The sequence below is a fragment of the Nocardia vinacea genome (assembly GCF_035920345.1).
Taxonomy (GTDB): Bacteria; Actinomycetota; Actinomycetes; order Mycobacteriales; family Mycobacteriaceae; genus Nocardia; species Nocardia vinacea_A.
The window spans coordinates 4,469,010-4,493,334 of the sequence record NZ_CP109149.1; the positions used below are offsets into that span (position 1 = coordinate 4,469,010).

General features: G+C 64.4%; 21 protein-coding genes and 1 pseudogene. 8 read left to right on the plus strand and 14 right to left on the minus strand.

Features of this window, described 5'->3' with window-relative positions; all coding sequences use genetic code 11:
• Positions 1-133 precede the first annotated feature (133 nt).
• Both OIE68_RS20680 and map read right to left on the minus strand, forming a co-directional pair.
• Positions 134-1,675 (minus strand): cobyric acid synthase, encoded by a 1,542-nt coding sequence (locus tag OIE68_RS20680; protein WP_327100997.1) that lies wholly within the window; start codon positions 1,673-1,675, stop codon positions 134-136.
• 172 nt (positions 1,676-1,847) lie between these two features.
• A complete protein-coding gene (map, locus tag OIE68_RS20685) occupies positions 1,848-2,711 on the minus strand; it encodes a type I methionyl aminopeptidase (RefSeq protein WP_327100998.1) in 864 nt (287 codons plus the stop codon).
• A 143-nt stretch (positions 2,712-2,854) separates the two neighbouring features.
• Here map and OIE68_RS20690 point away from each other — a divergent pair, with 143 nt between their 5' ends.
• Positions 2,855-3,865, plus strand: a complete 1,011-nt coding sequence (locus tag OIE68_RS20690) for an LLM class flavin-dependent oxidoreductase (protein WP_327100999.1) — start codon at positions 2,855-2,857, stop codon at positions 3,863-3,865.
• Positions 3,866-3,872: 7 nt separating this feature from the next.
• Here OIE68_RS20690 and OIE68_RS20695 read toward each other — a convergent pair whose 3' ends face one another.
• The gene (locus OIE68_RS20695; protein WP_327101000.1) at positions 3,873-4,220 is read right to left on the minus strand and encodes a hypothetical protein; all 348 of its coding nucleotides are present in this window, start codon (positions 4,218-4,220) and stop codon (positions 3,873-3,875) included.
• Between the two features lie 350 nt (positions 4,221-4,570).
• Between OIE68_RS20695 and OIE68_RS20700 the strand changes: the two genes are divergently transcribed.
• The gene (locus OIE68_RS20700) at positions 4,571-5,017 is read left to right on the plus strand and encodes a hypothetical protein (protein ID WP_327101001.1); all 447 of its coding nucleotides are present in this window, start codon (positions 4,571-4,573) and stop codon (positions 5,015-5,017) included.
• 409 nt (positions 5,018-5,426) lie between these two features.
• Here the strand turns inward: OIE68_RS20700 and OIE68_RS20705 are convergent, their stop codons facing one another.
• The 3 genes from OIE68_RS20705 to OIE68_RS20715 all read right to left on the minus strand — a co-directional run bounded on the left by OIE68_RS20705 (position 5,427) and on the right by OIE68_RS20715 (position 6,901).
• A complete protein-coding gene (locus tag OIE68_RS20705) occupies positions 5,427-6,023 on the minus strand; it encodes a suppressor of fused domain protein (protein ID WP_327101002.1) in 597 nt (198 codons plus the stop codon).
• Between the two features lie 65 nt (positions 6,024-6,088).
• Positions 6,089-6,424, minus strand: a complete 336-nt coding sequence (locus OIE68_RS20710) for a suppressor of fused domain protein (RefSeq protein ID WP_327101003.1) — start codon at positions 6,422-6,424, stop codon at positions 6,089-6,091.
• A gap of 228 nt (positions 6,425-6,652) precedes the next feature.
• Positions 6,653-6,901 (minus strand): hypothetical protein, encoded by a 249-nt coding sequence (locus OIE68_RS20715; RefSeq protein ID WP_327101004.1) that lies wholly within the window; start codon positions 6,899-6,901, stop codon positions 6,653-6,655.
• 501 nt (positions 6,902-7,402) lie between these two features.
• Between OIE68_RS20715 and OIE68_RS20720 the strand changes: the two are divergent.
• A pseudogene (locus tag OIE68_RS20720) lies at positions 7,403-7,558 on the plus strand (haloacid dehalogenase); the annotation flags it as partial.
• Between the two features lie 454 nt (positions 7,559-8,012).
• Here OIE68_RS20720 and mycP read toward each other — a convergent pair.
• A complete protein-coding gene (gene mycP / locus OIE68_RS20725; RefSeq protein ID WP_327101005.1) occupies positions 8,013-9,440 on the minus strand; it encodes a type VII secretion-associated serine protease mycosin in 1,428 nt (475 codons plus the stop codon).
• Positions 9,437-10,912: a type VII secretion integral membrane protein EccD gene (gene eccD, locus OIE68_RS20730; protein WP_327101006.1), complete on the minus strand. Its 1,476-nt coding sequence runs from the start codon at positions 10,910-10,912 to the stop codon at positions 9,437-9,439. Before eccD ends, mycP begins: the two co-directional genes overlap by 4 nt.
• A 250-nt stretch (positions 10,913-11,162) precedes the next feature.
• Here eccD and eccA point away from each other — a divergent pair, with 250 nt between their 5' ends.
• A complete protein-coding gene (gene eccA / locus OIE68_RS20735) occupies positions 11,163-12,983 on the plus strand; it encodes a type VII secretion AAA-ATPase EccA (RefSeq protein WP_327101742.1) in 1,821 nt (606 codons plus the stop codon).
• Between the two features lie 42 nt (positions 12,984-13,025).
• Here eccA and eccB read toward each other — a convergent pair whose 3' ends face one another.
• The gene (gene eccB, locus OIE68_RS20740) at positions 13,026-14,534 is read right to left on the minus strand and encodes a type VII secretion protein EccB (RefSeq protein ID WP_327101007.1); all 1,509 of its coding nucleotides are present in this window, start codon (positions 14,532-14,534) and stop codon (positions 13,026-13,028) included.
• Positions 14,535-14,701: 167 nt separating this feature from the next.
• Between eccB and eccE the strand changes: the two genes are divergently transcribed.
• Positions 14,702-16,492, plus strand: coding sequence for a type VII secretion protein EccE (gene eccE, locus OIE68_RS20745; protein WP_327101008.1), 1,791 nt, complete (start codon positions 14,702-14,704; stop codon positions 16,490-16,492).
• A gap of 112 nt (positions 16,493-16,604) precedes the next feature.
• Here the strand turns inward: eccE and OIE68_RS20750 are convergent, their stop codons facing one another.
• The 5 genes from OIE68_RS20750 to OIE68_RS20770 all read right to left on the minus strand — a co-directional run bounded on the left by OIE68_RS20750 (position 16,605) and on the right by OIE68_RS20770 (position 20,430).
• Entirely contained in the window at positions 16,605-16,793 is a 189-nt protein-coding gene (locus tag OIE68_RS20750) for a hypothetical protein (RefSeq protein ID WP_327101009.1), read from the minus strand.
• A 164-nt stretch (positions 16,794-16,957) separates the two neighbouring features.
• A complete protein-coding gene (locus OIE68_RS20755; RefSeq protein ID WP_327101010.1) occupies positions 16,958-17,257 on the minus strand; it encodes a YbaB/EbfC family nucleoid-associated protein in 300 nt (99 codons plus the stop codon).
• 26 nt (positions 17,258-17,283) lie between these two features.
• Complete coding sequence (locus tag OIE68_RS20760) at positions 17,284-17,625, minus strand: hypothetical protein (RefSeq protein WP_327101011.1); 342 nt, start codon at positions 17,623-17,625, stop codon at positions 17,284-17,286.
• Between the two features lie 55 nt (positions 17,626-17,680).
• A complete protein-coding gene (locus OIE68_RS20765; protein ID WP_419150779.1) occupies positions 17,681-18,958 on the minus strand; it encodes a class I SAM-dependent methyltransferase in 1,278 nt (425 codons plus the stop codon).
• 29 nt (positions 18,959-18,987) lie between these two features.
• Positions 18,988-20,430, minus strand: coding sequence for an FAD-binding oxidoreductase (locus OIE68_RS20770; protein WP_419150727.1), 1,443 nt, complete (start codon positions 20,428-20,430; stop codon positions 18,988-18,990).
• A gap of 269 nt (positions 20,431-20,699) precedes the next feature.
• On the opposite strand from OIE68_RS20770, the gene OIE68_RS20775 reads away from it, so the two are divergent.
• From OIE68_RS20775 to OIE68_RS20785, 3 genes are all read left to right on the plus strand, one after another.
• Positions 20,700-21,953 carry an acyl-CoA desaturase gene (locus OIE68_RS20775; protein WP_327101014.1) on the plus strand — a complete coding sequence of 418 codons (1,254 nt, stop codon included), beginning with the start codon at positions 20,700-20,702 and terminating at the stop codon, positions 21,951-21,953.
• A gap of 167 nt (positions 21,954-22,120) precedes the next feature.
• Positions 22,121-23,473 carry a cytochrome P450 gene (locus OIE68_RS20780; RefSeq protein WP_327101015.1) on the plus strand — a complete coding sequence of 451 codons (1,353 nt, stop codon included), beginning with the start codon at positions 22,121-22,123 and terminating at the stop codon, positions 23,471-23,473.
• 122 nt (positions 23,474-23,595) lie between these two features.
• A complete protein-coding gene (locus OIE68_RS20785; RefSeq protein ID WP_327101016.1) occupies positions 23,596-23,793 on the plus strand; it encodes a hypothetical protein in 198 nt (65 codons plus the stop codon).
• Positions 23,794-24,325 lie beyond the last annotated feature (532 nt).

Genomic DNA, 24,325 nt, shown 5'->3' on the forward strand with positions numbered 1-24,325 from the left:
GGACTAGCGCCTGAGTCCGCAATTCCTCCCTAACGCTGGGAATCCGGGATGTCTTGCGCATCAAGTTGAACGGGACCGTGGTCAGTTCACACAAGTCAGGAACGCACAATATTTCGGCGATTGGGCGAGCTGATCAAAAAGGTTTGCTGCCGACTCCCAGGCCGGAGACGATAGTCGGCAGATCGGTGGGCGCACCGTCGGCGAGCAGGCGTTCGATGTGGGCGATGTCGAGGTGCTGTTCGATCAGGTCGGCGAGCAGGTCGAGTTGGGATGAGCGGATCGCGGCTACCGAAGTATTTTCGGCGACGACGAAACCATGCCGTCCGGCGCGGGCGGCGACCTCGCGGAGCCAGGAGCGACGGAACTCATCCGACTCCAGCAGGCCGTGCAGGTGAGTGCCCCAAATCGCCTCGCGCGCAGTACCCTCTGCGGTCGGCGAGCTGTCCAGCTCCAGCCAGGCCGGGTCACCGCTGCGCTCGACGCGACCATGGTGAATCTCGTAGCCGTGCACGGGAATTCCGTTACCCCGCCCGGTGCTGCGCCGCAGCACCTTCGGGTCGGCGAATTCGATCTCCAGATCGAGCAGACCCAAACCCGCGGCCGTCCCCGCATCCGATTCGACCCGGTCGACGATGCGACTCCCGAGCATCTGATATCCGCCGCAGATGCCGAGGATCGGTCGCCCGGATGCGGCTCTGGCCCATAGCGCATCGGCAATTCCGGTGCGCCGCAACCACTCCAGATCCGATACGGTGGCCTTACTGCCCGGCAGCACCACCAGATCGGCATCGGCGAGCCGGGACGGGTCGCTGACCCAACGCACCGCGACACCGGGCTCACAGGCCAACGCTTCGACATCGGTGGAATTGGAGATGCGCGGCAGACGGATCGCGGCGACCGTGAGCCATTCGGCGCCGACCGGCGGGTTGGGACGGCCGACCGGCGCGTCGGCGACCGTACTGAGCGAGTCCTCCGCGTCGATCCACAGCTCGTCCGCGTAGGGAATGACACCGAGTGTGCGACGTCCGGTCAGCTCGGTGAGCCGGTCGAGTCCGGGGCGCAACAATTCGACATCACCGCGGAACTTGTTGACGATGAAGCCGGAGATCAGTTGCTGGTCTTCGGGCTCGAGGACGGCCACGGTGCCGAACAGGTGCGCGAGCACGCCGCCGCGGTCGATATCGCCGACCACGAGCACCGGCAGTCGCGCTGCCCGGGCAAGCCCCATATTCGCCAGATCGGTGGCGCGCAGGTTGATCTCGGCGGGCGAACCGGCACCCTCACAGATCACCACATCGAATTCGGCGCGCAACGAATCCAGTTCGGCGGCAACGACTTCGCGTAGGTCCTGGCGACGCTGGAAATAGTCACGCGCGCCGACGGTGCCGATGGCCTTGCCGCGCACCACGAGTTGGGAGCGTCGGTCGCTACCGGGTTTGAGCAGGACCGGATTGAACCGGACACTCGGCTCGAGCCCGCACGCCGCCGCCTGCAGGGCCTGCGCGCGACCGATCTCGCCGCCGTCGAGGGTGACCACCGAATTGTTGGACATGTTCTGCGCCTTGAATGGCGCGACTCGAACGCCGCGCCGGGCAAGCATGCGGCAAAGTCCGGCCACCACAACGCTTTTCCCGGCATCGGAGGTTGTTCCAGCGATCAGCAGCGCGCCTTTCAAAGCGCCGGCTCCGTCAGCGGTGCGACCGCCACATCCCCGTCATCGCACCGCGCACGAGCCGACCCCAGCCACTCGCGCGCGTGATGTGCTCGCGTCACGGCAGGGAAAGGATCTCGGCGCCCGTCTCGGTCACCACCCGACAACGCGAGCTTCGAACTACGCGCTCCACCCATCACGGCAAAGTGAGGATTTCGGCGCCTGACTCGGTGACCACCAGCGTGTGTTCGAACTGCGCGGTCCATTTGCGATCCTTGGTGACCACGGTCCAGCCGTCGTCCCAGATGTCGTAGTCGATACCGCCGAGGTTGATCATCGGCTCGATGGTGAAGGTCATGCCGGGCTCGATGACCGATTCGATGGCTGGCTGGTCGTAGTGCAGGATGACCAGGCCGCTGTGGAAGGTGGGGCCGACGCCGTGCCCGGTGAAATCGCGCACCACGCCGTAGCCGAAGCGGTTGGCGTAGGACTCGATGACGCGCCCGATCACATTGAGCGCCCGGCCCGGCCGAACCGCCTTGATGGCCCGCATGGTCGCCTCGTGCGTGCGCTCGACCAGCAGTCGCACCTCCTCGTCGACATCACCGGCTAGGAAGGTCTTATTGGTGTCGCCGTGCACGCCGTCGATATAGGCGGTCACGTCGATATTGACGATGTCGCCGTCCTCGATCACCGTCGAATCCGGAATGCCGTGGCAGATCACCTCGTTCAGCGAGGTGCAGCACGACTTCGGAAAACCCTTGTAGCCCAAGGTCGATGGATACGCTCCGTGGTCGCACATGTATTCGTGCGCGATGCGGTCCAGCTCATCGGTGGTGACACCGGGCGCGACCGCCTTGCCCGCCTCGTCGAGCGCCTGCGCCGCGATCTTGCCCGCGATCCGCATCTTCTCGATGGTCTCGGCCGTCTGCACCCAGGGTTCACGGCCCTCGTTCACGGTCTTCTTCCACGCATACTCCGGGCGCTCGATCGAGCGCGGAACCTCACGGGTGGGCGAGAGCGTGCCGGGAACAAGCGGCTGGCGGGTACGCACTGACATGGAACAAGACTATCCGCACCGGTCATCGCGCACTGTCCGTGCCCGCGCCGCGAATGCGCGGTCAACTGAAGGAATAGTTGCGGACCACGGTCCGTTTAGGCTAGTGGTTGACGTAGAAACTACACACGAACAGGACTCGAGCTGTGGAACTGGGACTCACGACTTTCGCGGAGCTGTACCCGGTCGGCGACCGACCGGCGCCCACCGCGGCCGAACGGCTGCGCGAGGTGGTGGACGAGGCGGTCGCCACCGAGCGCGCCGGACTCGACGTCTATGGCGTCGGCGAACATCACCGCAAGGATTTCGCGGCATCCGCGCCCGCGGTCGTACTGGCCGCGATCGCGGCACGGACCGAGCGCATCATGCTGACCAGCGCGGTGAGCGTGCTGAGCTCGGATGATCCGGTACGGGTGTACCAGGATTTCGCCACGCTGGACGGACTCTCGAACGGTCGCGCCGAGCTGATGGCCGGACGCGGTTCGTTCACCGAGAGCTTTCCCTTGTTCGGTTACGACCTGAGCGACTATGACGAACTCTTCGAGGAGAAACTGGCGCTGCTGCTGCACATTCGCGCGGACAAGCCGGTGACCTGGAACGGCAAGTTCCGTGCCCCGCTGCGCGATGCGGTGATCTACCCGCGCACCGACAACCGGCCGCTGCCGGTCTGGATCGCGGTGGGCGGCAGCCCGGAATCCGTGGTTCGCGCCGGACTGCTCGGCCTACCGCTGGCGATCGCGATCATCGGCGGACAACCCGCACGCTTCAAGCCGCTGGTGGATCTGTACCACCGGGCGCTCGAAGAGGGCGGCCACGAGAAGCAGCCGGTAGCGGTACACGCGCACGGCTATATCGCCGATACCGACGAACAGGCCGTCGCCGATTTCTACGCGCCGTACGCCGGGGCAATGAGCACCATTGGGCGCGAACGTGGTTGGGGCCCGATGACCCGCGCCCAGTTCGATGCCCTTCGCTCCCAGAGCGGTTCCCTCTTCGTCGGCACCCCGGACTACGTCGCGGAAAAGATCACCGACATCCGCGACACCCTCGGCCTGGACCGCTTCATGCTGCACACCAGCGTCGGCACCCTGCCGCACGAAAAGGTGCTGCACAACATCGAATTGCTCGGCGCGAAGGTCGCACCCCAGGTGCGCTGAAGAACCCTCACGAGGTCAGGACATTCTCCTGATGCCGTGGTTGTGGCGTCGGAAGCGCGGTGAGAATTCCCAAATCGGGTCGCGCACAGGCATAGAAGCGGTCTCTGGCTTCCGACGCCGTCGCGAGTGTCAGTCCAACAGCCTCCGCAGAGACCGACTGGTCGGCGTGTAGTGCTCGCAGATCCCACACCTTCTGCTGCCAAGTCCGCGCCGCCGCCACGGTCGGACCATCGGCGAGCAGGAGTATCGCTTCGAGCAGCGCCGTCTCGCGGCAGATGGCCGCCAGGTCCCGGCAGACAGCGCAGCCGCGTCCGATCGACGGCCGTCCCGGCCAATCGCAGTGCGCGCCGGGCACATTCGATGGCGGCTAGATCCGCACCGTCGGCTACCAAATGGGTGGCGTGCCAGCGCAGGCAATCGCCGAGGCCGGGCCCGCGCTCGTCGGGTTCGTCCTCGGCGAGGATTTCCCACAACCCAGCGCGCGGGAACATCCCGGATTCTCTGATCGTGACTGTGCCTCTGCCAGATCGGGCGAGAATCGCGCCAGCAGCACAGCATGCCGGCTCGCTGCGAGGTTGATCGCGGGACAGCTCAACCGACCGTAAAGTTAACCGTCGGTGGGTGCGCGGCGCGGATTCGATCGGTAATGATCTCTTCGGATCTGATCAAAGCGATGAAGAATGAGGTAGATACGTGCGAAACACTATGCGGCGCACCGCAGCCGCGACGGCCGCAGTGGCGGGAATGGTGCTGGCGGGAGGGATGCTCGCGATCACCACCCCGGCCGTGGCTCATGCCGAGGACTGTGTGGAGAAGGCGGAAAACAAGCCTGCGGGTCACCTGGTCTCGCCGATCAACGACGGCTGGTTCGAGACGACCGCCGCGTGCGGCGGCAGCATCAAGGTGAATTCTTTGTCGAAGAGCGCCGCGAATGCCAAGGTTCAGGTGTGTTATCGGGACGACAACTCCGGTGACAAGAAACTGCGCCCCGGCAACAAGTGCGGGGAATTCACGACGCTCGAGAAGGATAAATGGCTCACGGTGGCCGAAGGCGTCAAACCGGGCACCAAGTACCGCTTCGAAGTCAGAAGTGTCAACAACAATGACGATTCCGTCCGTAACGCGGATGCCCCGTACTTGCGTAAGGGGTAACAACACCAAGGCTCCGCGGCTGACCGGGGTAGCACACAACCACGCTTCCATGGCCGGGTGGGCAGCACCTGGCTATGGAAGCCGAAATCCCCACAGCCAGAGGCAGTCCCGCGCGGTCGGAGAGCTTCCATGGCGTAACACCGCGAATCTCGGCGGTGGAATCCGATGCGCGATACACAGGAGTCGCACAGGCCCGCAGCCCCGATGCGGGTGGGAACCGGTCCAGCGGCGCGATCGGATAGAGATCGACCCACGCGACGGCCGGGCTACTGACGAACCGTGGCCCGATCGGCGACCAGCAGTCGCAGCGCATCGGCGAACTGGTCGGGCTGAACGGGAATGGCCGACGTTGAGGTAGACCTACAATCTCTTTCCAACACGATCAACCCGATGTGATCAATGTCTGCGGTCACACCTCGGTGCCGGTATCTGTTCGGGCACTGAAGACATCGGTGCTGTCGAGGAGATCGTAGAAGAAGTCACCCGGCAGCATCGTGCGCGCCCGTTCCCGCTCGGCCTCGGTAATCGGCACGACGTTCATGATCCGTACTACCTCGTCGCCGATCCGCACACAATCCTGACCGTCGGGAACGAAAGGGCCGGACAGGAAGACCGCTCGGCAACCGGGAAACGTGGGAAAGTCGTCGACGAGTCCCACCATATGGCCCCAATCCAGCCCACCACCGGGGCGCCACGGATAGATCGCGATGTTGGCCAGTTGTCGTGCGATAGCCTGCTCCTGCTCTTTGTCGAGCGATCCGCGCCGCGCGAACCGGAGTTCGGCGCGCAAGCCGCGACTGCGCCCAGAAGGCGCGGGCATCTCCTCGATAGCCATGCCGATGGTGGCGAACGACGTCATCGCAATGGCATCGGTCGGCCGATAGACGACCACATCGAGCCGATCGACGGGAGACGGCCCGTTGTCGAACAGGTAGCCGTCATTCTCCGGGCCCCAGTTGGCCTGAAGGTCTTGGTACACCCCACGCAGTATGGGTGGTGCGGACACTGGGACATCCTCTCGTGCGACTGTGATGGCAGTCATCGGGCCGGGCGACCGGTGCGGCGGTTCATTCACCGCGGCGGCACCAACGGGCCGCGGTCGATATCGGTGCTGTACAAGGGAATACTGGGCGACAGCCGCTGCAGCAGTGCAGGCGCATTGCCACCCTGGGCTGCTTGGTATTCCTCCGACGTCAGCCCGACGACCTGAAGGAACTGCACACTGCCGTTCAGTGTGTCGATCTCGCCGAGTTCCGGGCCGATGGCGAAAGCGAGAGCGCGCAGTCGGGCCGGTCGCCGGCGATCGGGCCGTTGGCGTTGATGGTGTGGCCGGGTTCGACGATCGGAAGATATACCGCGCCATGTACTGCGGGAGATTGGCCGGCCAGATCGGCGGCTCGGCATCATCACTCGGATGAAACCCGCAGAAGCAGATCGGTCGACTTTTTACAATCGCTCGAGGGAATCGCATTGTGCTGCGCCCAGGCGAGCCAGATATTCCCACTCATTCCGTGTACCGGCCCGCACACCCGACGCGGCAGCAGTGCCACGTCGTAGGGATCTACTCCACCACCCTTGCCGGGTGTACACAGCGTGGGGCCGCGCCCGTACGGGAGCGGCCCTCACCGTGTTACATCAGCAGCCGAATGACATGGTGCACGGCATATGACGCGGCGGGTGGTGCGGATGGCGCACCTCTTGGCCCACGGGAACATCATCCGATACCGCCGGAACCTCCAGCGGCACACCTACGGTGGCAATCGTGTCGCTCGGCGCGGCGGTGGCGGGAACCGCAACGGCCGCAAGGGGAATAGCGGCAAAGACACCCGCGATAGCTACGCGCGCCACGGTCCGGCGGCTGCGCCTCGAGATAGTGATGAACATGAATACCTTTCCTTCTGCAACGTGAGCCCCCCGTTGGTGCTGCACGTCGTCATCGATGAAACCACAGCTGTCACGCGAAAGGTTGGCCGTGCACGGCGAGATATCAACTGCCGCAGAAATTTACACGCCGCTGATATTCATCCGGGTGACGCGCTGATCCACAAGCGCAATTGACATCACAGGCATACCAGACGAGACCACACTCAGAATTGAGTAAAATATTCACTCCTGGAGTTGACGGGTGGTTTTGTGCTGTGGCGGATGCCCGGACGGTGGCCAGGGGTTCAGGCGTGCGCGGGTTCGAGTGCAGGAAGCTGTAATTTCTGGTAGAGCGTCCTGCACCCGGTAGCGACCGGAAGTAAATAGCTGAGCGACCGACTTTTGACAGTTTCTTGAGGTCCCATCAATCGTCCAGGTCAAGAGGGTAGACCAGCTGCGGCGACACCTGGGCTGAATAATATTGCGGCACAAGACTTCCCGCCACTGAACAGCGTCTTCGCGGCGTCGAATATCGCCAGCGGTCTGGCCGCCGGTGCGCGAATCGTCGCAGGGACGCTGACCGGCGCACATGGCGCAGCGCAGTTGCTTGCGGCGGGAGCCACCCATGTGGTGGCCTCGGTTACCGAATTCGCGGTCTTGATCCTCGACCGAATCTGATCGGCCCGAATCCCCGCCCCTTCGATTCCAACCCGACACGAACCGAAAGTTGTAGTCATCTGCGTACTTCGAACACGCAGGGCTATATGGCACGCACCATTTCCCGGACCGCGCTGGCCGTCACCGCCATCGTGCTCACCGCGGCCTGTGGCCGACAGCGGCGGCGAGACATCACCGTCTATTCCGCAGACGGGGTCGGCGGCTGGTACACGACCCCAATTCGACGAATTCAAGAAGAAGTCTGGCATCTCGGTCAACCTGGACGTGGCAAGCAGCGGCCGCATCCCACTCCAGACCCGATTCGCCGAGTTGCGCTTCGAGGGCGATGCAGTCACCCCAAGTAGCGGGCGCGGACTCGTTCGAGGGGCACGCCGTGTCGGTCGACGCTGCGCCGGTGCAAGAGCAAAACATTAGGGCTGCGGCGCACAGCGACGTAGTCGTCGGCCTTCGGTGCTCAGGTTGCTTCGGACTCGAGGTCAGCGGAACCGCGAGCGCGCCGGAACGGGATCGACAGCGCCGCACCGAGTCCCAGCACGATCAGACAGGTGACCGAGCCGATGATCGCGATACGTCGCGGCAGCGGATCGGGTCCCGCAGGATGGACCGGGGCCGCCATGACACGCGGGGTATCGGCGCCGACGCTGACCGGCTTATCCGGGAGTTGTGCGGTGAGTGCGGCCAGCGGATCGATCAGGCCGTGGCCGACCCGATCGTCGCGGCCCGGGCCGGGCGCTTGTGCGGTGCGGGTAATTCGATCGATCACCTGTCCGGCAGTAAGCTCCGGGAAACGGGAGCGGACCAGTGCGGCGAGCCCGGCGACATAGGGTGCGGCGAAACTGGTGCCCTGGATGGTTCCGGTGCCCTCCTGGGTGACCGCGCCGTTGACCAGTCCGGTACCGCCCGGCTTATTGTCGAGCGAGACGATATTGCGCCCGATGGCGGCGGCGCCGACCCACGGCCCGTGCAGCGAAAGCGCCGAGGGCGCGCCGTTCGGATCGATGGAGGCCACGGTCAGGACGTAGGGCTGGAACCACGCGGGACTGGCGATGGTCTGCACGCTGTCCCAGCCGTCACCGTCGTTCTGCTTCTCGCATGCGCCGCCGTTCTCCACATTGCCCGCTGCAGCGACTACCACGACGTTGTGGTCGTAGGCGTACTTCACCGCGGCACCGAGCGGAACGTCGGCGGTGTCGGTTCCGGCTGCGCTGCAAGAGACTTCGGAAATATTGATAACCGTGGCACCCATATCGACGGCGCGCACCACCGAGGCTGCCAAGCCGAGCACACTGCCGTAGCCGGAGGGCACCATGGCATCCGGCGGCTGATCGCCGCCCGCGCGATCCTTGCGCTCATAGTGCGTGCTCAATTGGCGGATGGTGAGGATCTCGGCATCGGGCGCGACGCCGACGAAGGCATCCTCCGGGCTCGGGCGCGCGGCGATAATGCCGGCGACGAGGGTGCCGTGGCCGTCGCAGTCGACGGTGCCGTCACTGTCGGAAACATAGTCGCCACCGGCTTGCAGTGTGGGCAGTCGCGGATGCCGGTTCACGCCGGTGTCGATGACCGCAATCTTTTGTCCCGCACCGCGACTGAATTGCCAAGCCGCGGGCAGGTCGAGCACACGCTGCGGCAGCGGCGGTTCCGCGGGTGGACCACCGATGAGCGACAGTTCGGCGCAGACGACCTTTTGCTCGGTCGGCTCCAAGGGCGCGGGCCGACCGCTGAGCGCCTGCGCGGGCCCGAGTGCGCCCGGGTCGATAGTCGGTGGCGGGACCGCACCGGCCGGAGCAGACCAACCGAGCATCGATGCACCGAGAACCGCTGCAGCGCAGACGATTCCGGTTCCGCGCCGCCAGCCGGGCTCGCTCGCCCGAGCAGTCATATGTTCCTGGCCATCGAATACACTCCCATGATCCACAGCACCAGCGGGATCACCGCGATGATCAGCAGATATTCGGTGATCTCCATGGCTCGTCGGGTCACCGGCGTCACCTCGAGGTGCGGACCGATCACTCCGAACGCCAGCACCCCCGCAGCGAAGGCCAGCAGCAGCACACCCGCGAGCAGCAGCAGATCCGAATCGCCCAGGGCCAGTCCGGTAACCAGGCCGACGACTACGACGCAGCCGCCCGCGATCAGCGCACCGGCCTGCACCAGGTCGGCGAAACAACGGCCGCGCAGACCGATGATCACCGCTGCGATGACGGCGAGGGTAATCCCTTGCCAGCGTGCGGATCCCAGCGGATCAGCGGCGCCGAGCGCACCGACGACCGCGGCAATGGCGCAGGCGATGAGCATACCGGTCTGGTACTGGTTGGCGGCCCTGGCCCGCTCACCGAGTCCGGCGGCCGAGGGCAGTGCCGTCGCGCCGATCGCGCCGATACCTTCGATGGTGGGGCGTGGTTCGTGATCGGCCGGATCGATCGCGCCACCCGCGGTCGGCACCGGCGGGATCGGCAGCCGGGCCAGCACCGCCGCAAGCCGCGGCACCGCGGAGATCAGTGTGATGGCCACCACCAGGATGGCGGCGGAGATCTTGGGCAGGTCGAAATTCCAGATCATCCGCACGAGTGCGGCGAATCCGCCGAACAGTGCGACGGTCACGGTGGCGGCGGTGAGCGCGGCACCGGTCGCGGTGGCGCGATAGATCACCGCCGCGGCCACCAAGGTGACCGAACAGCCGAGCAGCAGATGCGGACTGCCGAGGTCGCCTGGCACGAATAGTGCTGCGCCGCCGAAGAACAACAGCAGCGCGCACAGTGACAACCAGGTAGCCGTCAATTGATCCGCGTACTTACGCGCCGCGATACCCGCCGCGACGGCAGCGATGATGGCGACACCGGTCGCGAGGAAGGGCGCGGCCAGAGCGCCGCCGTGCGCACGCCCAGCGGCGAGCAGCCCCACCGCGAGCAGCACCGCCGACACCGCGGCGACCAGACCGGTCCAACGGGCCGCGGTGGGCGACCAGCCGCGGAAATCGACACTGGTGAGCCGGGATACCGCATCGATGACATCGTCGAAGAGCGCGGGCGATTCCTTCGCGGTGACCGAGCGCAGCACCAGCAGCTCGCCGTCGAACACCTCGGCCTCGCAGAGGCTGCGGCTCGGTGCGATGGCGTCACGGCCCAGCCGGGCCAGGGTCCAGTGTTCGGTATGCAGTGGGGTACCGCCGTCGTCGCCCTCCACCACATCGGGATTGCGCGATTCGATCAGGGCGACGAGATCACCGATAAATGTGGCGATAGGCACGGTCGCCGGAAGCCCGACATCGAGCTGGGTATTTCCCCCGATGACGGACACTCGGCACAGTTCAGGTTCGGCGGCGCGGGTGCCGCTACTCAACGGTTCGGTCAATTGCGCACCGACCCCAACGCCTTACGGAACGATCCCAACACTGATCTCAGCAACCTATTTGTCGGACCAACATACGACCAGCTCTACTCTCGCATGAATTCGCTCGCATGGCACGCGGTATTCCCACACGTTGCAAGCCACCGCCAGTAAAACATAATCTGTCCATCGGACCGTTCAGTTGCGATCGTTAAGCTGTCCGGAAGATGTACGTAGACAATAGCTCCAACCAACACTTCGGGGTTTGACAGCAATGACCGGCAACCGCCAAGCACAACGGGCCTTCGACGCCGGAATCCTGTCGCTGGGCCTGACCATCGATGGACAGGAATCGGCTCGCGATCTCGAGTACGCGAAACTGGCGTTTGCGCGTGCCACCGAGTGGGACCCGACGATGTGCGACGCCTGGCTGGGCCGGGCCGCGGCGGGTGAGGTCACCACCGAGGTGCTCTACAACCTCTACAAGAACAGTGGGACAACACTTTTCCGCGAGCAACGCCGGTTGGGGCTGGCGCCGCGGGCATTGGCCGGACGCTTCCTGGCCGGGCTGTACATCGACTACCCGCTTGCCGGCTACACCGAAATCTGGCTGGCCCAAGCGGCACAGCTGATTTCGGAGAAGGAGTACGACGAGGCCGAACAGGTGCTCGACGAACTCGCCACCCACCGCGCCTCGATGCTCTCGGATACCGATCGGGAGATCGACGACCGGATCTGCGCGTATATCCGTGGCGTACTGCACTTCAACACCCAGCGCTGGCCCGATGTGATGGCCGTGCTCGCCGGATCCGCCGAATGGGACGACCCGTATCTGGCGGCGGGCGCACATGTGATGGTCGGCTCGGCATGCGCCCAGCTCGGCCTGTTCGGCGAAGCCATCCGACGTATGGAACAGGCCGAAGCGGGACCGATCCCGGCGGCCCGGACCACCGCCATGTTCTGCCGTGGCCTGTGCCTGCGCGAGACCGGTAAAGAGGCCCAGGCGCAGGCCCTTTTCGAGAAGGTGTATTCGCAGGCACCGGATTTCGCCGCCAATACCGCAGCCATGCGCGATCGCACCTACCGGCTCACGGTGACCACCAAGGAATCGATCGACGCGCGCACCGACCGCTGGGATCCCGCGTCGGCGCCCTCGGTGGAGGCGATGCAGACCGCCGACGCCGAGGACCGCGCCAAGAAGATCCTGACCGACGCGCGCGCCGAGCTGGATTCCCAGATCGGCCTCGAATCAGTGAAAACGCAGGTCGCGAAGTTGCAGGCGACCGCGCAGCTAGCCAAGATCCGGGCCGAGAAGGGTATGGCCAGCATGGCCCGCGGCAACCACCTGGCCTTCACCGGTCCCCCCGGCACCGGTAAGACCACCATCGCCCGGGTGGTGGCCAAAATCTATTGCGGCGTAGGACTACTCAAGACCGACAAGGTCCTCGAGGCCAAACGCGTGGACTTCGTCAGCCAGAACCTCGGCGGCACCGCGATCAAGACCGACAAGCTGATCGATACCGCGATGGACGGTGTGCTTTTCATCGACGAGGCATACACGCTGATCCAGACCGGTCTGCAAGGCGGTGACGCCTTCGGCCGCGAGGCGGTGGATACCCTGCTGGCCAGGATGGAAAACGACCGCGACCGGCTGGTGGTGATCATCGCCGGCTACGACGGCGAAATCGACCGGCTACTCGCCGCAAACGACGGTCTGGCTTCACGCTTCGCCAAACGCCTGCAATTCCCCTCCTACACCCCGACCGAACTCGGGCAGATCGGCAGCCTGATCGCCCGCTCCCGCGACTCCGAGTTGTCCGAGGAAGCAATGGAACTGCTGATCGAGGCATGCGGACGGCTCTACAACACCGAACGCGTCGACCAGAACAGGCAGCCACGTCGCGGCATCGACCTCGCCGGCAACGGCCGATTCGTGCGCAACATCATCGAATCCGCCGAGGAGGAACGCGAATTCCGCCTCGCCAACGACGAAACACTGGACCTGAGCGCGGTCGACGAAACCGTACTCATGCGCATCGAAACACCGGATATGCAGGCCGCACTCACCGGAGTACTGGCCTCGCTGGGCGTCTGAGATAGATCCCCGCGGCGGCTTCGTCCGCCGCGGGGATCTATCTCAGCTGGCTCCAGTGCCGATAACGTCGCGCTGGACCAGGGCATCGTTCTTCGACAGCGTCGGTCCGGGTACCAGCTCGGCGATGATCGACTGCGGGGCCAGACGCGGACTGTTGCCCAGGCCCAGCACCATTGCCGCCGCGACATCCGGGATGCCGTAGCGGATTCCGTTGTCCGCCACATAAAACAGCGGGCCGCGCCGCAAACTGCCCGCCTCCATTCCGGTGACCTGGACGAATTCACCAGACGACGGTGGGATGTAGACGTTATCGACTCGATCGCCGGTGCCATCGGCGGTTGCCAATGGCACCGGCTGCGCCGAATCAGGCAGTGGGAGTCCAGTGCCCGCCAGCAGCGTGACCACGGCCCGGTCCGCCGGACCTTCGGCGGCGTCATTGCCACGTTCCGCGCTCTTCGCCCAGGCCACGCAGGTGACCGGGGCGTCCTCGGCGGAGACGATCTTCGGCGTGGTCGCCGGGAAGTGGTCGACGGACAGCTCGTGTAACACTGGCACATTGGTCAGTGCATCCGGGGGCACCACCTTGATCTCGCGCATGCCCTGGGAATTCGCGGCGCGAATGACCTGCGCCGTGAAATCCGAGATCGGCTGCACACCGTCGGCCAGCACAACATAAAGCTGCGCCCGATCCGTGTGCCCTGTGCCGCCGATGGCGACGACACCGCCGATCGGCACATCGGAAAGTTTGCCGGGACCGGGCTCACCGGACCGCGGAATATCGGGTGCGGCCAGCGGCGGCACCGCGATGGCCACGTCCAACAGACCGGTGCCGACGGGCCGCGGCCGGTGTCCGGGCAACCCCAGCGAGCGCGCGATGACCGAATCGTCGGGCTCGACCTCCGCACGCTTGCCGTCATAGATCAGGTAGAGCTTGTCCGTTCGCCGCACCAAGAGCGCATCCGAGGGCGCCATGGTTCGGATGCGTTCGTCCAGTTGGGGTTTGCCCGCGAAAACCGCGGTTTCCACGCCGGTCGCCGCAGCCGCGCTGCCGGTGATCGAGAGCTGCACCGTCTCGCACAGCGACCAGTCCGAGCGACCGCCCTGCATTGAACCGGGCAGCGCCGCGGGCGCACCCGGGATGCCGAGCATCGGACCGCGCGGCATCGACGAAAGCTTCGAATCCTTCACCGATTTAGGCGATTCATCGCTGCCACTGATCAGCCGGGCCGAGGCCAGGTTGAGCACCGGATGCAGGCGTTTGTCGTCCTTCTTGTCCTCGGATTCGGCCACCACCACATACAGCGCGCCGCTGTCCTTGCCGATCACGATGTTCGCGTCGCCGATCGAGCCCTGAGGCCGCAGGAAGGCCAGGATGGCCGCACCGGCCACCACGAGCACGCCGAGGATCGCGCCGACGAGCATCGAACGCAGCTGAGATCGCATCGGGTCGTGCAACATCCGCACATCGCGTCGAACCAGAGCGTGATCGAGTCGGCGCAGCAGAAAACGGTAGCCGTTGACCTGGGCCTTGGTGGTCAGCTGAGCCGGCACATGGTCTCCATCGAACTACGGGAAGGAATGGACGACATTGCACCACAAATCGGTGCAGGCATTTCAATCAGGCAACTATCTAGCAACCAGGCGCTAGGTGCGCGAATACCGTTGTGGCGCGGTACTGTATTCCCGAACCGTAGGCACAAACCATTGTGGGCGAGTCTGTGAACGAACGAGATACCAAATCCGGTGCGAATGCCCGTACGGAAACTGGAAACAACAAATCGGCGCACATAACGAACAAACCCTTGCGCGATCCGGAATACTGGCTGTTCCGTGAAATCCCACTGCGGCTCGCGATTCCGCTCGCCGCAGTCGCCGCGGCGGTCGCGTGGATTGCCACCGCATTCGGTGCACCGACATACGTCATCGCCGGTCTGGCAGTATTTGTCGTAGGCGCCGGGGCCGCCCCAGTGCGCCGCCGCGACCCGCGCAATGTAGCAGGCATTGCCGCGCGCGCGATCACCTTCCGCTCGCGACGTGCCCGACCCGGCGCGGCCGATACCGGCCAATCCCCCTTCGACGTACCACTGCCGGAAGGTGGCAGTTACGGCGTGTGCTGGGACGGCGACCTGCTCATGACCATGCTGCACATCAACCCGCCACCGGATACGCTCACCCTCCTGCGCCGTGGCTCGCTGTCCACCGACCAGGTTCTTCCGCTCACCGAAATCGGTCGCTGCCTCAGTCAATTCGATATCAACCTGGCCTCGATCGATGTGATCAGCACCGGCGCGCGGACCGCGGGCGGCGGACCGGTGGCCCAGCTCTACGACCGCATCCTCGGCCCACTGCCCGCCATCGCGCATCGCACGGTCTGGCTGGTGCTGCGGCTGGATCCGCTCGCCAATGCCGAGGCCGTGGACAACCGTGGCGGAGGCGGTGCGGGTGCGCTGCGAACCGCGATCATCGCGACCCGCCGGGTGGCCAATCGACTTGCCGCACAGGATATTTCGGCTTCGGTGCTGACCGCGACCGAAATGAACGGCGCAGCGCGCGAACTCACCCGTGGTATCGCACCGGAGGAATTCACCGAAACCCCGAAGTCGCTGGTGCACGGTGGCATTCACCTCACCAGCTATGAGATCGGCCCGGAGCTGATCGGATCGCGCGGCTTCGCCGATATCTGGGCCACCCCGAGCCTGACCACCACGGTCACTGTGCGCCTGCGGCCCGGTACGAGACGGCCAGGCGAGGTGCGCGGCGACACCGACACGCCCATCACACTGGGTGCACTGATCCGCTTCGACACCATAGACGAGCCGGTAGAACCACCGGTCACCGGACTGCGTGCCCTGCCGGGCGAGCAGTTCCACGCGCTGCTGGATTGCCTGCCCGCGCACCGCTGCGGCGACACCGCTGGCGACTACCGTGGCCCGCTCACCGCACTCGACGGTATCGCGGTGCCAACTGCCGGATGCGGCCAACTGATCGGTGCCGACGACGCCGGACAGGGCATTGCCGTACCACTGATCGGCGACGGCACCCGGCACCTGAAAGTCATCGGCCGGCTGGACCTGGCCCAGCAGGTGATCCTGCGGGCCATCGCCCTCGGCGCGCACACCATCGTGCACACCGACCGGCCCGAAGCCTGGCAGACCATGGTCGCGAATGTCGATGCGCCGCATTCGCTCTCGCTCGCACCCCGCTTCGCGGGTGCGGGACATCATCCGGCCTCCCCTGCCGCGCCGTCGAGCACGCTCATCCCCGGTGCGGCGGTGGTTGTCTTCGACGGCATCGAACCCGCCGCGCCGACCGGCGGCGCAACCATCGTGCAGGTGCTCGCCCCCGAACAGCCCGATGGGCAGTTCGATGCCGATATCGTGCTGGTGCAAGATATTTCGGCTCCAAATGTGATCACGGTGCGGACCTCGACAGCAAGCGCGACAGTCAATATGGTCACCACCCCGGAGGAGATGTGGTACATCGGCGAATCCCTCGCCGCGGCACGATAAACCCGGTACGGTCGGTCCGCCAGCGCAGCGCTAGCGGACCGACCGTATTGCCGACCTTCTCGAGTGCCCCGCAAGCGATCGCTAAACCACGGCTCCGAAGCCTCCGAAGCCGTCACCGATCCTGCTGCGCGTAGGCATATGCCATGAGGAAGTCCTGGCCTATCAGACCGAAGACCGGTGCCGCGGCGGCGACGGTTGCCACCTGGTCGAACGCGGCTGCCGTCGCGACGGTGGTCGCCATCGCGACCGCCGCGTCCCCATACGCGCGAATCGCATGAGGTGTTGCCACGAGTTCGCTCATCGTAAATCCCCGCTCGAGTAATAATTCGACCAACAAAATGTGCTATCAACAATGAACTAACGACAACGAACCCACCAACCCCGATCGCGAAGTCGGGAAGCAAATTTGCACAAATTTGAGGTTCTCGACGAAAGTCCTATCCTGCCAACGCAAACTCTCGGTCGCTATTCGGCGACTTCCTCATTGAACGCTGTGACCAGTTCACCGCGCCGTTCGAACGCACTCCGCACGGCAGCGGCAGCGGTAGCCACCAGAACCGATTCGAACTCGGTTGGCGACATACTCGAAACAGCCTGGGAGAACCGCAGATCCAGCAGCGTCCCATTGCCGTCGACGGCCACGGTTATGGAGCCGTTCGACGCGGTCTCCTCGGCACGGACCCCGGCCATATCGTCGGTCAGATCCCGGATCCGATACAGCCGCTGCCGCACGGCGGCCATCAGCTCATCCATGGTCTCGTACACGGCGAAAGCTCCTCTCGCGGTTCGAACTACACCGACCGCAGCCAGCTACCCGGCTCGGTCTCATAGTCTTGTTCCTCGGCGATCTCTTGGCGCGCAACTTCTTCGGCGGTCGGCAACCCGGTCAGCGCCAACATCTCCGCGGGCACCCCCGCCGCCGCCAACTCCGCCCTGCGCGCCATCCCGGCCCTGTTCGCCGCCTGCCTGCACAGCCGCAGCACCTCGGCCGCCAACGCCTGCGGGTCCCGCTTCAGCTCCGCCGGTTCGATCGAAATCCCAAGCGGCAGACCCTGTTCCGTGGTGCGCACCGAAATCGCACCACTGCGGGCGGCTGCGGTCCATTCGACAGGCACCTGAGGTTGTTCGTGCATGACGATCACACCCCGTCGTCCCGGACCGCACGCAATGCCTCGGCGATCCGCATGTTCACGCGTCCCACCACGATCGCAGCGGCAGCGCGGCTTCACCGTGCGCGTCGAGTTTGACGGCGAGTATCTGGTGCAGCTGAAGAAAGTTGCGATCGAAACCGACGCGGCATGCGGCCATGTACAAACCCCACAGTTTCGCCGTGCCTTCGCCGACCTCCGCCACACAGGCATCCCAATTGTCGACAAGGTTCGCGCACCACGCCGCAAGGGTGGCCGCGTAGTGCTCGCGCAAGTTCTCCTCATGACGGACCTCGAAGCCGACGTCATGGACCTCGGAAATGACGCGACCCACGCCTATCAGCTCGCCGTCGGGGAACACGTATCGGTCGATGAACGCGCCCACCTTGGCGTCGCGAGTGTTGTCCTTGCGGGTGATGGTGTGGTTGAGCAGCAGCCCGCCCGCGCGCAACTTGCTCTGGATGAACCGGAAGTAGAACGGGTAGTTGCGTACACCGATGTGCTCGGTGAGCCCGATCGAGGACACCGCGTCGAAGCCGGTCTCCGGGATGTCGCGGTAGTCGCAGTGCCGGACCTCCGCGAGATCGGTCAGCCCCTCCTCGGCGATCTGCTTCTGGGCCCAATCCGCCTGCTCGGACGACAGAGTCGCGCCGATCACCCGCACACCGCGGCGGGCCGTGTAGCGGACCATGCCACCCCAACCGCACCCGATGTCGAGCAAACGGTCGCCCGGTCGCAGCCGCAGTTTGTCGAACACCAGCCGGTACTTATTGTCTTGAGCCTGTTCCAGCGTCCAGGCCGGGTCACCGAAGGCCGCGCAGGTATAGGTCATCGAGGGCCCGAGTACATATTCGTAGAACGCATTCGAGACGTCGTAGTGATGCTGGATGGCCTCGGAGTCCCGGGTTTTCGAATGCCGCACACCGTCCGCGAGCCGTCGCCAGCGCGGCGGGGCTTCCTGCGGCGGTGGCGCGACGGGCCGAAACGCCTGCCAGCCGAGCGCGCGGGCGGCCTTTACCGATTCCGCCGCGGACGGACGCCGAACTCGGAGGTTCTCCGATGCCCGCAGAAACTCGTACGGATCGCCCGGATGCACACCGGAGACCTCCATGTCACCACCGACATAGGCGCGGGCCATGCCGAGCGGTCCCGGCGCGGTGGCCAGATAGTTCACCGCCCGTGGCGTCTTTATGTGCAGACCGAACGGGCTATCCGCTGGTCCGGCGACACTCCCGTCGTGCGCCGTGACACGTATGGGGAGGGCACCGGCCGCGAAGGTCTGCAGAATATCGGCGAATCCGAACCTGCCACTGGTCATCCCGCCATCAGCGCGTTCTTCGGGAATGGTCATTTACGTTCTACCACCTTGGCGTAAAGGTCCAACAATCTATTTTCGGGGTCATAACGTTTTTTCAGAGTCGTGTAGGTATGTCCGCCGTAGAGTCGGTCGAAGTCGACTTTCTCGTAGAAGGCTTCGGAGTACAGTGATTTGTGTCCGTCGAGGTCGGCGACTTTACCTTCGATCTCCCGATTCATCGCACCTTCGCGAGCATCGACCGCGGTCGGCACGGTCGACCAGAAGCCCACGTTGACATAGGTTTTCTCGGCCGGAATCGGATACAGCGGCCACGGCGCTGTGCCGCTTGCGGATGGCGCACACAATCGCACCGGGCACAACCAGACCGGTTCGATGGGAATCTCAGATAAAAACCAGTCGAGGAACTCCGCGGTCCGCTCGATCGGCACCTCGATATCCTGAATCACGCGTTCCGGCCGGGCGCCGCCTTTATATACTCGCAGCCGGTCGGCAATATGGTAACGGTTATTGAGCGCAATCAGCTTCCAGTAGACACTGCTGCGGAGGTAGCGCTTTGGCCAGCAGCGACGGACGAACGGGTGCTGCGCGCCGAAGTACCGTGAACACCAGAACCAGTCGGTATCCCATCGCCACAAGTAATCATGGATAGTCAGCCGGTCGGTATCGCGCGTCCGGATGGACTGGTAGTAGATGGCCATCCCGGTGTAGTCGCTGACCGGGCCCGGCTCATCGGTTTGCCGGCCCAGCGTGAGGTAGCTCTCATCCCGGCCGAACACCACCCCATCGAGGTAGTCGACGCGCTCGCCACCGTGACTGCGCTCGGCGACAATCCGGTCGATCGCCGACACCAGCTCGGACAGCTCGCGAAAGCGCAGGTGCCGTAGCGCGACGTACGGCCGCACGGGTTCCAAGCGGATGCGCAGCCTAGTCGAATATCCCAGCGTGCCATACGAATTGGGGAAACCATGAAATAGATCGGCATGTGCGCCAGCGGGTTTCGCGGTAACGATCTCCCCCGCCCCGGTCAACACATCGATCTCCAGAACCGACTCGTGCGGCAGGCCGTTGCGGAACGAACTCGATTCGATTCCGATCCCGGTAACCGCTCCGCCGACCGTGATCGTCTTCAACTGCGGCACCACCAACGGACTGAGGCCGTAGGGCAGCGTGGCCGCCACCAAGTCCTCATACGTGGTCATCCCACCGACATCCGCGGTCATCCGGTCCGGCTCGATGGCGATGATCCCGGCCAGGCCGCCGACATCGAGTCCGGGCACGGCCGTATCGGCCCTCGTCCGGAACAGGTTGGATGTCTTCTTTGCCAACCGCACGGTAGTTCCGGGAGGCAATCCGCGGTAGCTCGCGAGCAATCGCTCGACGCCTGCGCGGTGGGCAATGAATCGAGCGTCATGACCAGGCACCCGACCGAATGTACTTATCGGATGACATATTCCCATCAACGGGAATGTCATTCAGCACGAGGCGAAATGGGTTGCAGCTCAAAGGAATGTAAAATTCCGTCCAGATAATAGATTCGGCTATTGAACGAGCCATTATTCAACGTTATGGTCCACCCTCGGTCGGAAGTCCCTCATTCTTGCGGGCCAACCTTCAGGGCGGCGGTTGGCGTACCGCAGCACCCAGCCGCCGATCTCGTTGATACATGCAGCATTCCGGTGTTCATCGACCTTCAGACCCACCATGGTCGGCGCCGTCTGCTCAGAACTTCGAAAGGTCGCCCGTGGCGATAACGGATATCAAGGCGTACGCCCATCTGACCCAATCGGATGTCGAGACGCTGTGCGCGGAACTCGATGCGATCCGCCGAACTGTCGAGCAATCGCGCGGCGATCGGGACACCGCGTACATCCTGCGCACGATCAAACTGCAGCGCGCGCTGGAAATGGCCGGGCGCGCAACACTGTTCGCGAGCAGGCGGCGAACGGCTTGGCTGCTCGGCACCGGACTGCTCGCGGCCGCCAAGGTCATCGAGATGATGGAGCTCGGGCACAACATCACTCATGGCCAATGGGATTGGATGAACGACCCCGAAATCCATTCCAGCACCTGGGAATGGGACTTCGTCGGCCCGTCGGCGCACTGGAAGCGCTCACACAACTACGTCCACCACGCCTACACCAATGTCGTCGGGTTGGACGAGGATCTGAGCTTCGTCGTCCTGCGGATGACACGCGACGAGCCTTGGCGCCCCATCCACCTGATGCAGCCGGTGTTCGCGCTGGGCGTGGCCCTGCTCTTCGAATGGATTATCGCGCTACACGACTGGGCGCTCGAACGTACACATACAAACATCTCGCGCCGCGATATCTGGTCCAAACCGGACCGCGAGTTCGTCAGCAAGATCGCCCGGCAGGTCGGCAAGGACTTCTTGTTCTTCCCGGCACTCACCGGCCGGGCCTATAAGCACACCCTCACGGCCAATGCCAGCGCGCTGCTGCTGCGCAATCTGTGGTCCTACCTGGTGATCATGTGTGGCCATTTTCCCGACGGCGCGGAGAAATTCACCATCGAGCAATTCGAGCACGAGACCCGCGGCGAGTGGTACCTGCGCCAGCTACTCGGCACGGCCAACATCTCGGCGGGACCGGTGCTCGCCTTCATGACCGGCAACCTTTGCTACCAGATCGAGCACCATCTGTTCCCCGACCTCCCGAGCAACCGCTACGCCGAGATCGCCGGGCGAGTACGCGCAGTTTGCGACAAGTACGACCTGCCCTACACCTCCGGTCCGCTATTCGGGCAGTTCTGGCAGTCCTACCGAACGCTGTACACGCTCGCACTGCCGGACCGGTGGCTGCGCCGAACCAGCGACGATGCGCCGGAGACGCGGTCGGAGCGGAAGTTCTGGACCGATGCCGCACCGAAGACACACCTGCTGAAGTCGTCGACCGGACACCTCCGGTTCGGACTCCGTTCCGCGCTCGCTCGTGCCAGAGCGAAACAACGCAGCTCACCCGCACCGTTCGGCGCGTAGGAACCCCGAAATACGTAGCAGCTCAAAGAAATGTAAGTTCTCCCGCGCCGATCAGCCGGTCTTGCCCCGGACAACGATAATTCCGGCACAGATCGGATTCGTCGACGACATCGCGGACGCGACACTCATCACGAACTGATCCGGCATTTCACGAGAGAGATCGACAGATGACTTCGTCCAAGACACCGCACGCCTCGGCCTCCGAACTTCCACCCTCGGTGGGCTTGCGGCCCGCCCTGCTACGCGACCCGTTCCGGTTCGTCATGGATGCCGCCGCCCGCCACGACGGGCTGGTGCGACTCGGCTTCGGACCGCTGGAGACCTATATCGTGAGCCACCCGGATTACATTCGCCGCATCCTGGTGACCCACGCCGCGAACTATGTCAAGGGCCCACTGATGCGGCCTTTTCAGGCCGCGCTCGGCAACGGACTTGTGACCAGCGAGGGCGAGCATTGGCTGCGGCAGCGACGGCTCATGCAGCCCGCATTCCATGCCAAACAGCTGCATCTGATGGAGCAGCAGATCACCGCATGTGTAGAACGTGCCATGCGGCGGTGGGAATCGGCCGCCAACGCGGGACAACCGACGAATTTTCTCGATGACTGCATCGAACTCAATGTGGAGATCGTGCTCGGCGCACTGTTCAGCACGTCGATCGACGCGCCGCGGGCACAACGCCTGCGCGAACTGACCTCCGAGGTGTTCGCCGGCCTCGCATCGAAGGTGTGGACGTTCTTCCTACCCGGGTGGGCGCCGGTACCGGGCGCGATCCGATATCGCCGCGCGGTAAAGGATCTGGATGCGCAGGTGCACGCGCTCATCCAGGAGCGCCGTCGCGCCGACCGCAAGCCCGAAGATCTACTCGGCCTACTACTGGACGCTATCGATGCCGACACGGGAGAGCAGATGAGTGATCGACAGTTGCGCGATGAGATCTTCACCCTGTTCATGGCGGGTTATGAAACAACCGCGACCGGATTGACCTGGGCGGCTTATGAACTCGCACAAAATCCGGAGGCCGCCGACAAGATGGCGGCCGAACTGGAGCGGACAGCTGCGGCAGTTCCCACCTTCGCCGAGTTGCCGTCACTGGAATACGGCAAGCGCGTCGTCAATGAAGCGTTTCGCCTGCACCCGGCGTTCCCGATCTGGTTCCGCAGCTCGATACAGCCTGATATGCTCGGCCCCCACTATCTGCCGCCAGAAGCCAAGATTGTGCTCAATCCCCATGTAACACAACGTGATTCGCGTTTCTGGGAAGATCCGGAGACCTTCGACCCGGACCGGTTCGGCCCGGAGCGCTTCAGTGCCCGCCATCGGCACGCGTATTACCCCTTCGGCAAAGGCAGCCGGGTCTGCATCGGCGAGCGATTGGCCACGACTATTACCCAACAGGTGCTGAGTGCCGTCGTCGGCACCTTCGAATTCACCATCCTGCCCGGATTCAATGTGGTGCCCCGCTATGTGGTCACCTGCCAGCCCCGGGGTGGGCTGCCCCTGGTGCTACGCCGACGCTGACCGCGATCGCCTCGATCGCCTTGGTATACGTTGCAGGACACGATGATAGGTAGCTAATTGGAATGGTTGTCTCATTCACTCGGGTGACGAGCGAAGAATTCGCGCGGATACAGGCGGCTAACATGTCTTGGGTCGCCCGCGACGACGCCGACCCCTCCACGTGGCAGATCGCGGTGGAACCGGCGCGCGGCGGGCAGTGGGAATTCCACCCGGCGACGGCAACGAACCTGCTGCTGCGTCTGCTACGTGGACAGGCGGCCTCCCTGTACTTGCGGAGCTTGCGGAATGCCGAACAGCATTCCTTCACTCCTGCCAGGTGAAAACCGTCACGCCCACCCGGGGCCGGAACAGGCATCCCGGTCACCTGATCAGCGACTACGCCATACCCGCCCGATTCTCGACGACCTCCAACGCACCACCGGCCCATCCAGCATGCCGCCGAAATTCGCGGACACTCGCCGATCCTGGTTCGGTCGCTTGGTGGCTCGAGTTCGATCCCGAAGACACCTATGTTCCCGGAGTCTTCGCCTGATGTCTCGTCATCGCCAGCGGCGGTCGAACCCTCATGTCCGCGCGGGCATTTCGCGGATTGGCCGCGGTAGAGCTGAGAGACCACGGGATGTCATCGGACACGGCCGGACACGTCCACTCGGCGCTCACCGCAGCCGGAGTCCGGATCGAAATCGGGCAACGGACCGCCACCGAATAAGCGTCAACTCGCCTGCCTCGCAGAGCAATTTCTGCAAAGGCACAAGTTTCGTAGGCCGGCACGCCCATTCCGCCCATGCAGCCTACTGGACGAAAGTAGGCAGCACTATTCTTCGCGCCGCCGACGGCGACTGCGCGTCGACG